Source organism: Bradyrhizobium sp. OK095 (assembly GCF_900109945.1).
Taxonomy (GTDB): Bacteria; Pseudomonadota; Alphaproteobacteria; order Rhizobiales; family Xanthobacteraceae; genus Bradyrhizobium.
In genome coordinates this window covers 1-9,908 of record NZ_FOBX01000032.1, presented here as the reverse complement: position 1 = coordinate 9,908, position 9,908 = coordinate 1, and the positions used below count along the sequence as shown (strand labels likewise).

The window sequence follows — 9,908 nt, the reverse complement described above, 5'->3', positions numbered from 1 at the left end:
TTCTGAGTCTCGACAACCAGAAAGTACCGGCTTCATGCCGGTTAAACCGGGCATGCTCCGCGGCATAGTGAATCATTCCCCGGACAGCCCTGCGCTTGCGGGGAGAGGTCGGATCGCTCTTGCGATCCGGGTGAGGGGGTACAGGTCTCGCGGCCATCTCATCCGTGGAGAGAGGCCCCTCACCCCAACCCTCTCAGCGCGAGCGAAGCTCGTCGCGACCCCGCGAAGGGCGGGGAGAGGGAGAGGAGAGAGTCTTAATCCCGCAGCAGCTCGTTGATGCTGGTCTTCGAGCGCGTGCGCTCGTCGACGCGCTTCATGATGATGGCGCAGGCGGGGTTCGGGCCCGGCTGGCCGTTCTTCATGGGCTTGCCGGGCAGTGTGCCGGGCACAACCACCGAATATTCCGGCACTTCGCCGATGAAGACTTCGCCGGTCTCGCGGTCGACGATCTTGGTCGATGCACCCAGGAACACGCCCATCGCCAGCACCGCGCCCTTGCGCACGATCACGCCCTCGGCGACTTCGCTGCGCGCGCCGATGAAGCAGTCGTCCTCGATGATCACGGGCTCGGCCTGCAACGGCTCAAGCACGCCGCCGATGCCGACCCCGCCGGAGATGTGCACGCGCTTGCCGATCTGGGCGCAGGAGCCGACCGTCGACCAGGTGTCGATCATGGTCGATTCATCGACATAGGCGCCGAGATTGACGAAGGACGGCATCAGCACGACGTTGCGCGCGATGAAGGCCGAGCGGCGGACGATGGCGCCGGGCACCGCGCGAAAGCCGGCATCGCGAAAACGGTTCTCGCCCCAGCCCTCGAACTTCGAGGGCACCTTGTCCCACCACGAGGCCTGGCCGGGGCCGCCGGGAATGGCGCCCATGTCGTTGAGGCGGAAGGACAGCAGCACCGCCTTCTTCAGCCACTGATTGACCTTCCACTTGCCATCGGCGGCGCGCTCGGCGACGCGGACCTCGCCATTGTCCAGACGCTCCAGCGCGTGATCCACGGCCTCGCGCACCTCGCCCTTGGTCGAGGTCGAAATGCCGTCACGCGCGTCGAAGGCGCTGTTGATGGTGGATTCGAGGGCTTGGAGGGACATCGGGATTTCCTCAGAGTCGGACGGGAATTTACGGCGAATTGAAGCGCTTTTTCGGGATTTGGAGGCACGGAGTCAAGGCATACTCCGCTGTCGTCCCGGACAAGCGGCGGATGAGTCCTGTAGCCCGGATGGAGCGTAGCGCAATCCGGGAAAGCCTCTCCGCGGCGCGATACCCCGGATTTCGCTTGCGCTCCATCCGGGCTACGGCGTCACCGCGGCAGCCCCGCCAAAAACCCCGCCAGATCATCCGTGACGTGGTCGACATAGGCCGCGTCCCGGCCTTCCAGTTCCCAGTCCTCGCGCACCACCTCTTTCGTCCCGTCTGGCACCACCAGGACCGTGGTCATGCCGAGCTGGTGCGGGACGGTGAGGTTGCGGGAGAGGTCCTCGAACATCGCCGCCCGGGTCGGATCGACCGAATGGTCCGAGAGGAATTTCCGGTACGTCTGCTCCGCAGGCTTCGGCTCGAACCCGGCCGCGATGATGTCGAACACGCCGTCGAAATGTGTGGCGAGGCCGAGCCGCGCCAGCACCGCATCGACATGATCGACCGAGCCGTTGGTCAGGATCAGCTTTCGCCCCGGCAGCTTTGCGATGGCTGCGCCAAGCGCCGGGTTCGGCTCCAGCGGCGAATGATCGATCTTGTGGACGTAGGCTAGGTAGTCGTCGGCGCGCACGCCATGCAGGGTCATCATGCCGCGCATCGTGGTGCCGAAGCGCCGATAATAGTCCTTCTGGATCGTGCGCGCTTCCGCAGGGCCAACGTTCAGCCAGCTGCACACGAACTCCCCGATCCGCGTATCGACCTGCTGCCACAGATTGACGTGATGCGGATAAAGCGTGTTGTCGAGGTCGAACACCCAGGTGTCGATATGGGTGAAGGCGCGGGCTGGGCTCATCAAAAATCTCTCAATCAGGGCACTGCAAACCGCAGCGTCTTGCCGCCGCTCGACATGTCGACCGCGCCGAAGCCCGTCGCCGCAAATCCGCGCGTGCCGCAATCGGTGTGCTCGTTGGTCTCGAACTTGGTCTCGCGCGTGCAGAGCTGCTTCTCGCCGCCCCAGTTCAGCGGCTTGTCCTTCACCTTGATGGTACGGTTGTCGGCATCGATGGCCTCGGCGAAGCTGAAGATCTGCTTCGGCTGGCCGGTCACGTCAGGATGCAGGCACTTGCCGGGGTCGATGCGGTACCAGCCGCGGCTGGTCACCGACTTGCCGTCGTCGGTGGCGATCGCCGCCATCACCTTGTGCGGCGTGTCGTTGCACCAGGTCAGGCCGCTTGCGGACGGCGTCTGCGTCGCGTCGACCATGGTCTTGAAGACATTCGGCGACGATGCAGCGTCGGACGACAGCCCGCGGCTCTTCAGGAACGCGGCCAGTGCTGCTTGCGTCTTCGGCCCGTCGACGCCGTCGATCGCGCCGACGTCGTAACCGATGATCACCAGCAGCCGCTGGATGCCGGCGAGCCGCGCCTGCTCGTCGTCATATTCGGCATCCTCGGCGAGATAGGCCGTGAGGTTGCCGTCGTCGCCTTGCGTCGGCGTCACCTGCGTGAAGGCGGCCTGGGTCTGGCCGCTGCGGCACTGCCGCGCGGCCGCGATGACGAAATTGTCCTGCGCCACGCACAGCATGTCGCGGCCGTTCTGCGGGATCGGGGAGGCGCCGTAGACGCCGAGCGCGCGGGCATTGAGCAGGATGCGGTCGGCGGAGAGCGTGCCCTGCACCACCACGCGGCAGGTGGCGGGATCGATCCTGAACCAGCCCCGCGTCGCGGTCGCTGCCTTGTCGTCGATGCCGATCGCGGCCTCGATGACATAGGACATGCGGTTGCAGATTTTCAGGTCGGCGAAAGCGGGGGCGGAGGAGAAGAAGAAAGAGACGGCTGCGGCGGGCAGCGTCATCAGGAAGCGCGCGAGGGGGGAGCGGCGAGGCAGCCGCTCTCCCAGCTCTGTTCCTGGCCGCTCGCTCATCACTTGTGGATCAGCGTTCCCGTGCCGGTGTTGGTGAACAGCTCGAGCAGCACCGCGTGCTGCATCTTGCCGTCGATGATCACAACGCCTTCGACGCCCTGTTCGAGCGCGTAGATGCAGGTCTCGACCTTGGGAATCATGCCGCCGGAAATGGTGCCGTCGGCGATCAGCTTTCGTGCGTCCTTCACCGAGAGCTGCGGGATCAGCTTCTTCGACTTGTCGAGCACGCCCGGCACGTCGGTGAGTAGGAGCAGCCGCTTGGCCTTCAGTGCGCCGGCGACAGCACCTGCAAAGGTGTCGCCGTTGATGTTCAGCGTTTGGCCGTCATGCGATGTCGCGAGCGGCGCCAGCACCGGAATCAGCTCATAGCCGATCAACTGGTTGAGGAGTGTGAGGTCGACCTTTTCGGGGTCGCCGACGAAGCCGAGATCGATCGCCTTCTCGATGTGCGAATCCGGATCGACGATGGTGCGCGTCGTCTTCGACGCCTTCACCATGTTGCCGTCCTTGCCGGAGAGCCCCACCGCCTTGCCGCCGGCCTCGTTGATGTAGCCGACGATCTGCTTGTTGACGGAGCCGGCCAGCACCATCTCGACGATCTCGATGGTCGCGGCGTCAGTGATGCGCAAGCCCGCGGCGAATTCCGAGACGATGCCGAGGCGCTTGAGCATGGTGGCGATCTGCGGGCCGCCGCCATGCACCACCACCGGGTTGATCGCGGTCTGCTCGAGCAGCACGATGTCGCGGGCAAAATTCTTCGCGGTCTCCACGTCGCCCATGGCATGGCCGCCATATTTGATGACGATGGTTTCTTCGTCATACTGCTGCATGTGCGGCAGCGCTTCGGACAGGATGCGGGCCTGGTCGAGCGGTGAGATTTCGGTCATGAGGCGGATCTCGCTGGCGGGACTAACGCGGCCTGCGTTCTATCTGATTGGCGGGCGCGGCGCAAAGCGTTGCTGCCATCTGCGCTACTGATCAGCGCTTGGGCACCACCGCTGCCAGCGTCACCGCCAGCCAGCTCACGATCATCAGCGTCCCGCCGGTCGGCGCCGCATATGGAAACAGCGAATGGCCGGCATACTGCAATACAGTGAGATCGCCCGCGAACAGCGTCGCCGCGATCACGAAGCCGAACGCCGCGACGAGGCCAATTCCGCCGTGCAGAAGTCCGCGCGCGAGCAGGGCGATCGTCCCGAGTATGGCAGTTGCATGAAACAGCAGCATGGCGCTGGCCGAGGCGAGCCGGCTCGCATCGCCGCCATGCGCGGAGGCGGCCGCGAGCGCCACGCCTGCGGCGCCCATCAAACCGGCAAGCCCAAGCAATAGGCGGAACGCAGCCATCACGAGCTCCGCTCTTCCAGGAGCTTTGCTATCGCGGCGCGCAATTCGGCCATGCCGGTGGCGCTCCGTGACGAAGTCACGAGCACGTTCGGGAACGCGGCCGGATGTTTTGCCAGTGCAGCCTCCGTCTCGGCAATGCGCGACTGAAGCTCGGAGTCCTTGACCTGGTCGGCCTTGGTCAGCACGACCTGGTAGCTCACGGCGGAGCGGTTCAGTGTGCCCAGCACCTCGAGATCGACCTCCTTCAGCCCGTGCCGGCCGTCGATCAGCACGTAGACGCGCGCGAGGCTGGCACGTCCGAGCAGGAATTTGTGGATCAACTCGGTCCAGGACGCGACCTGCGTCTTGGGCGCTTTGGCGTAGCCATAGCCGGGCATGTCGACGAGGCGCAGGTCGGATTTTCCGGGGACCTCGAAGAAGATCAGCTCCTGGGTCCGGCCCGGCGTATGCGAGGTGCGCGCGAGCGCGTTGCGGCCGGTGAGCGCGTTGATCAGGCTCGATTTGCCGACATTGGAGCGTCCGGCGAAGGCGATCTCCAGCCCCGCCATCGGCGGCAGGGTTTCGATCGAGGGTGAGGCCCAGATGAACTGCCAGTCACGGGTGAACAGCTTTCGCCCGGCTTCGATCAGCTTCGCATCTTTGTCATCGGTCATGCGAAGGCTTTCAGTTGTTTACAGCGTCATTGCGAGGGAAGCGAAGCAATCCAGAATGCCTCCGCGGAAGCAGTCTGGATTGCTTCGTCGCTTCGCTCCTCGCAATGACGGAGAGCTACGTCGCCTTCTTCGCGAACGTCGCCTTGAGATTGTCGAACAGCTCCACCTTCACGCCGTTGCGGCGCATGATGAAGCTCTGCTGGAGCACCGAGAGCGTGTTGTTCCAGGCCCAGTAGATCACGAGGCCCGCCGGGAAGCCCGCCAGCATGAAGGTGAAGATCAGCGGCATCCAGTTGAAGATGAGCTGCTGCGTCGGATCCGGCGGCGTCGGGTTCAGCTTCATCTGGAACCACATCGTGATGCCCATGATGATCGGCCAGATGCCGAGCGCGAGGTAGTGGCCGAACAGGGGGAGCGTGGTCGGATCGAACGGGATCAGGCCGAACAAAGTGAAGAGGTTGGTCGGATCCGGTGCGGAAAGGTCCTTGATCCAGCCGAAGAATGGTGCGTGCCGCATTTCGATGGTGACGAACAGCACCTTGTAGAGCGAGAAGAACACCGGGATCTGGATCACCACGGGAAGACAACCGGCGACCGGGTTGATCTTCTCCTTGCGGTAGATCTCCATCATCTCCTGCTGCTGCTTCACCTTGTCGTCGGGATAGCGCTCCTTCAGCGCCGCAAGCTGCGGCTGGACCGACTTCATCTTCGCCATCGAGGCGTAGGATTTGTTCGCCAGCGGGAAGAACAGCAGCTTCACGATCACGGTCACGAGCAGGATCGAGATGCCGAAATTGCCGAAGAAGCGGTAGAAGAAGTCGAGGCCGAGGAACATCGGCTTGGTGATGAAGTAGAACCAGCCCCAGTCGATCAACAGATCGAAATGGTTCAGCCCCAGCTCCTTGTTGTAGCCGCCGAGGCCGGCGAACGGGAACACGCCGACGACGCCGGCTTCCTTGGCGCCCGCGAACAGCCGCGTGCTTGACGTCGTCGTGCCGCCGATCGCGACCGTTTGCTTGTTTTGCAGATAATCGGTCTGGTACCGGATCTGGGTGCCGGGCTCGGCGAAGAAACGGGCTTTGAGTGTTGCTGACGTGTCCGGGAGGAGCGCCGACGCCCAATACTTGTCGGTAATACCGAGCCAGGCATTGGTGACGTTGTTGAATTCGAACCCGTGTCCGCCATTGCCGATCGCTGGTGCTTCGCCGACGGCCTTATAGGCCTTCTCCTGCAAGCCCTGCTCGCCCAAATAACCGATCAGGCCTTCATGCAGGATGTAGTAGCCGGAGACCTGCGGCGTGCCGTGGCGCGAGATCAGCGCGAACGGATAGAGCGTAGCAGGCGCGTTGCCGACATTGCTCACCTCGTCCTTGATGCTGAAGAGATAGTGGTCGTCGATCGTGATGGTGCGGCGGAAGGTGAGGCCCTCGCCATTGTCGTATTTCAGCGCGACCGGCGTGGACGGCGTCAGGCTGTTGGTGCCCTCCTGCTGCCAATCGGTGGTCCGGTCGGGCACCTTGGTGCCGCCTGTCTCGGCCACCCAGCCGAACTCGGCGTAATAGGGTTCAGCCGTGCCCGAGGGCGAATAGAGGATGATCGGCGGCGACTTCGGGTCGACCGTTTCGCGATACTGCACCAACGCGAGGTCGTCGATGCGTGCGCCCTTCAAGGCAATGCTGCCAGTCAGGCGCGGAGTATCGATCTTGACGCGGGGGGAGGCGGCAATGGCAGCTTCGCGGCTCATGGTCGGCTGAGCCGGCTGGTTGGCGACAGGGGGAGCGGAAGGCACGCCTGCGCTACCGGGCTGTGGCGTGGCGCCCGGCGTCGCCGAAGCCGTCGGCTGCGGCGTGGTCTTCTGCAACTCGGCCTGGGCCTGCTGCTGGGCGCGCTGCTTCTCCATCGCCGGCACATTGTAGAAATATTGCCAGGCGATCAGGACGAGGCCCGACAGAATGACGGCGAGGATGGTGTTGCGATTGTCGATCATCACTATTGTCTCGTCATCAATCCGGTTTGCGGCTGGTCGCAGGAGCAGGACCGGGCTTCCGGCCGCGCGCCTTGGCCGTATGCCGCACGGGCTTCGTGAACGCTATGCGCAGATCGTCGAGCATGGCCGTGAAGTCGCGCGAGAGCGCGTCCCTGCGTCCGACCAGCACATAATCATGATGAGGCTGCATCAACACCGGATCGAGCCGCTTCACCAATTCGCGAAGCCGGCGCCGGATACGATTGCGCTGGGGGGCGTTGCCGTTCTTTTTGGTAACGGTGAAGCCGATTCGGATCGGGCCGCTGTCGTTGCGGTCAAGGCTTTGGCGGTCAAGGCTCTGCAGGACGAACGCGGAACTATTCGCCCGCGCGCCATTGGCAACGGCGAGGAAATCCGCTCGCTGCCTCAGCCGATCCATGATGAGATCCCAATAAAGGGGCCAGTCCGGCTCAGGCGCTCAGACGCTTGCGGCCGCGGGCGCGGCGTGCGGCGAGAACCTTGCGGCCGCCGGCTGTCGCGAGACGGGCACGGAAGCCGTGACGGCGCTTGCGCACCAGTTTGCTGGGTTGATAAGTCCGCTTCACGGGTTTCTCTCCGCTGACCGGGCAATTTGCCTGAGAATTGATGGTAAAGCCCGGAAGATGCGGCCCAAAATGGGCCCTTTTTCGGCCCCAAGAGAGCCGCTCCCGGCGTTACACCGGGTCATCGCGGACAATTTGGTCGGCTTATAAGGGAGGGTCTTGTTTTCGTCAACGCCGCAAGAGCGCACGATTCCGGTGAATATCGCTGATTGTGCGGGGTTTTTAACCCATGAGGTGGCGACTCGTCATATCAGCGCTTAGATCACACCTTGACAGATTAGCGATCCGTAATTTGACCGGGCCGGGGGTGGGCCGCATTCTTCCTCCGCCAGATCGTTCACCGGCAAGATCGTTTACCGAAAAGTCAGTGAGGACGAATTTCGTGGCAGCGACAGACCTCCAGCCGATCCAGGATACGGATCAGCGGGACCCACCGGCGGCGCGGCCGCGTGGGCCTGCCGGGCTTGGGCTGTCCGGCAAGCTGTTGCTACTCACCGTCCCCCTGGTGATGATCGCGGCGATCCTGCTCTACGTCCCCGCCATCGCCAACTTCTGGGTCAACCGGCTGAACGACCGCGTGGCGGCCGCCAACACGGCGGCGCTGGTGCTCGATGCCGCGCCGCTCGGCATGGTCCCCGATTCACTGTCGCGCGAGATCCTGAAAAGCATCAATGCCCGCGCCGTCGCCATCAAGATGGGCCAGCAGCGTCGTCTGCTCGCCAGCGACAATCTGCCTGCGACGATCGAGCATGACGTCGACCTGCGCGACATGACCGTGTGGGAGGCGATCACCGGCTCGTTCCAGATGATGCTGGAGACCGGCAACCAGCCGATCCGCATCGTCGGCCCCGGCGTCGGCAACGCCCAGTTCGTCGAGATCGTGACGGACGAGCAGCCGTTGCGGCAGCAGATGTACCGCTTTTCCCGCAACGTCGTGGTGGTCGCGCTGATTATCGGCGTTCTGACCGCGAGCCTCGTCTATTTCGCGCTGCATTATCTCTTCGTGCGGCCGATGCGGCGGCTCACCGCCAGCCTGGTCGGCTTCCACGAAAACCCCGAAAGCTCGGCGCGGATCATCGTGCCGAGCCAGCGCAGCGACGAGATCGGCGTCGCCGAGCGTGAATTGTCGGACATGCAGCGCGATCTGATGTCGATGCTGCACCAGAAGAGCCGGCTCGCCGCGCTCGGCCTCGCGGTGTCCAAGATCAACCACGATCTGCGCAATCTGCTCGCCTCGGCGCAGCTGTTGTCGGACCAGCTCGCCAGCGTGCCGGATCCGCGGGTGCAGCGTTTTGCACCAAAGCTGGTGCGCTCGCTCGAGCGCGCCATCGCCTTCTGCCAGTCGACGCTGTCCTACGGCCGCGCCCAGGAGGCCGCGCCAGACCGCCGCCTGATCCTGATCGAGCCTGTCGTGCTGGAGGTGCGCGAGACCGCGGGCCTCGCCAGCGATGCCACTATTGTCTGGGTGGCCGCGATCGAGCGCGGGCTCGCGATCGATGCCGATCCCGACCAGCTGTTCCGCGTGCTGCTCAACCTCGTCCGCAACGCCGCCCAGGCGCTGGAAAGCCATGCGTCGGCCGAGGGCGGCGCGCAGCAGATCCGGATCACGGGCAAGCGCGAGGGCGCCGTCGCCATTCTGGAGGTCTCCGACACCGGCCCCGGCGTCCCCCAGAGGACCCGGGACCACCTGTTCGAGGCGTTCCAGACCTCCGGCCGCCCCGGCGGCAGCGGGCTTGGCCTTGCGATTGCCGCCGAGCTCGTCCGCGCCCATGGCGGCGACATCCATCTGGTCGAAGGCACCATCGGCGCCACATTCCGGATCGTCATCCCCGACCGCCCCGTGGAACTCCTCTCCATCCGCAACGAGCGGCAGAGGGCGTAAGGCTCGGCCAGTGGCCGATCCCCCCGGAAACCGTCATTTCGGTGTAAAATCTCCCCAATCCGGACCTTGCCAATCGGTGCAAGAGCGGATAGTCAGAGCGCTCTTTCGCACCCCCTCCGGCTTCGCCGGGGGCTGCGTGCGGGCTAAAGCCCGCACAGCGGTTTGCGAAAAACGCGCCCGTAGCTCAGCTGGATAGAGCATCAGACTACGAATCTGAGGGTCGGACGTTCGAATCGTTCCGGGCGCGCCATTTGCCATAATTCAGAATAAAACGGCGAACCTGGCCGGGTGCCGTGTTCTAGAGCGGTTCATCGATTGATTGAATCGGGAGGGATTCCGTCGGGCGGCGGTTTGTGATTCAAGATGCTGGCTGGATCGGAGGCCAGCATCAG

General features: G+C 64.1%; 10 protein-coding genes and 1 tRNA gene. 2 read left to right on the top strand and 9 right to left on the bottom strand.

Annotation, left to right across the window (positions count from 1 at the left end; translation table 11 throughout):
• Nucleotides 1-254: 254 nt before the first annotated feature.
• From dapD to rpmH, 9 genes are all read right to left on the bottom strand, one after another.
• Nucleotides 255-1,100 carry a 2,3,4,5-tetrahydropyridine-2,6-dicarboxylate N-succinyltransferase gene (dapD, locus tag BMW89_RS36960; protein ID WP_092035255.1) on the bottom strand — a complete coding sequence of 282 codons (846 nt, stop codon included), beginning with the start codon at nt 1,098-1,100 and terminating at the stop codon, nt 255-257.
• Nucleotides 1,101-1,309: 209 nt separating this feature from the next.
• The gene (locus BMW89_RS36955) at nt 1,310-1,999 is read right to left on the bottom strand and encodes a pyrimidine 5'-nucleotidase (protein WP_092035254.1); all 690 of its coding nucleotides are present in this window, start codon (nt 1,997-1,999) and stop codon (nt 1,310-1,312) included.
• 14 nt (nt 2,000-2,013) lie between these two features.
• Complete coding sequence (locus BMW89_RS36950; protein ID WP_092035253.1) at nt 2,014-3,000, bottom strand: DUF1036 domain-containing protein; 987 nt, start codon at nt 2,998-3,000, stop codon at nt 2,014-2,016.
• A 68-nt stretch (nt 3,001-3,068) separates the two neighbouring features.
• Nucleotides 3,069-3,956: an acetylglutamate kinase gene (argB, locus tag BMW89_RS36945; protein ID WP_092035252.1), complete on the bottom strand. Its 888-nt coding sequence runs from the start codon at nt 3,954-3,956 to the stop codon at nt 3,069-3,071.
• Nucleotides 3,957-4,047: 91 nt separating this feature from the next.
• Nucleotides 4,048-4,413 (bottom strand): DUF423 domain-containing protein, encoded by a 366-nt coding sequence (locus tag BMW89_RS36940; RefSeq protein WP_177196591.1) that lies wholly within the window; start codon nt 4,411-4,413, stop codon nt 4,048-4,050.
• Nucleotides 4,413-5,066, bottom strand: a complete 654-nt coding sequence (gene yihA / locus BMW89_RS36935) for a ribosome biogenesis GTP-binding protein YihA/YsxC (protein WP_092035250.1) — start codon at nt 5,064-5,066, stop codon at nt 4,413-4,415. Before yihA ends, BMW89_RS36940 begins: the two co-directional genes overlap by 1 nt.
• Before the next feature lie 115 nt (nt 5,067-5,181).
• The gene (gene yidC / locus BMW89_RS36930) at nt 5,182-7,053 is read right to left on the bottom strand and encodes a membrane protein insertase YidC (protein WP_177196590.1); all 1,872 of its coding nucleotides are present in this window, start codon (nt 7,051-7,053) and stop codon (nt 5,182-5,184) included.
• 16 nt (nt 7,054-7,069) lie between these two features.
• Nucleotides 7,070-7,471, bottom strand: coding sequence for a ribonuclease P protein component (rnpA, locus tag BMW89_RS36925; protein ID WP_092035248.1), 402 nt, complete (start codon nt 7,469-7,471; stop codon nt 7,070-7,072).
• 31 nt (nt 7,472-7,502) lie between these two features.
• On the bottom strand, nt 7,503-7,637 hold the full coding sequence (gene rpmH / locus BMW89_RS36920; RefSeq protein WP_008542748.1) for a 50S ribosomal protein L34: 135 nt from the start codon (nt 7,635-7,637) through the stop codon (nt 7,503-7,505).
• A 379-nt stretch (nt 7,638-8,016) separates the two neighbouring features.
• Between rpmH and BMW89_RS36915 the strand changes: the two genes are divergently transcribed.
• Complete coding sequence (locus tag BMW89_RS36915) at nt 8,017-9,516, top strand: sensor histidine kinase (RefSeq protein WP_177196589.1); 1,500 nt, start codon at nt 8,017-8,019, stop codon at nt 9,514-9,516.
• Nucleotides 9,517-9,689: 173 nt separating this feature from the next.
• A tRNA-Arg gene (locus BMW89_RS36910) sits at nt 9,690-9,766 on the top strand.
• Nucleotides 9,767-9,908: the final 142 nt, after the last annotated feature.

Bases quoted from the DNA above. Each gene is read 5' to 3' on its own strand.
- BMW89_RS36950 (WP_092035253.1), bottom strand. From the start codon at position 3,000: ATGACGCTGCCCGCCGCAGCCGTCTCTTTCTTCTTCTCCTCCGCCCCC.
- BMW89_RS36940 (WP_177196591.1), bottom strand. From the start codon at position 4,413: ATGGCTGCGTTCCGCCTATTGCTTGGGCTTGCCGGTTTGATGGGCGCC.
- yidC (WP_177196590.1), bottom strand. From the start codon at position 7,053: ATGATCGACAATCGCAACACCATCCTCGCCGTCATTCTGTCGGGCCTC.
- dapD (WP_092035255.1), bottom strand. From the start codon at position 1,100: ATGTCCCTCCAAGCCCTCGAATCCACCATCAACAGCGCCTTCGACGCG.
- argB (WP_092035252.1), bottom strand. From the start codon at position 3,956: ATGACCGAAATCTCACCGCTCGACCAGGCCCGCATCCTGTCCGAAGCG.
- rnpA (WP_092035248.1), bottom strand. From the start codon at position 7,471: ATGGATCGGCTGAGGCAGCGAGCGGATTTCCTCGCCGTTGCCAATGGC.
- yihA (WP_092035250.1), bottom strand. From the start codon at position 5,066: ATGACCGATGACAAAGATGCGAAGCTGATCGAAGCCGGGCGAAAGCTG.
- BMW89_RS36955 (WP_092035254.1), bottom strand. From the start codon at position 1,999: ATGAGCCCAGCCCGCGCCTTCACCCATATCGACACCTGGGTGTTCGAC.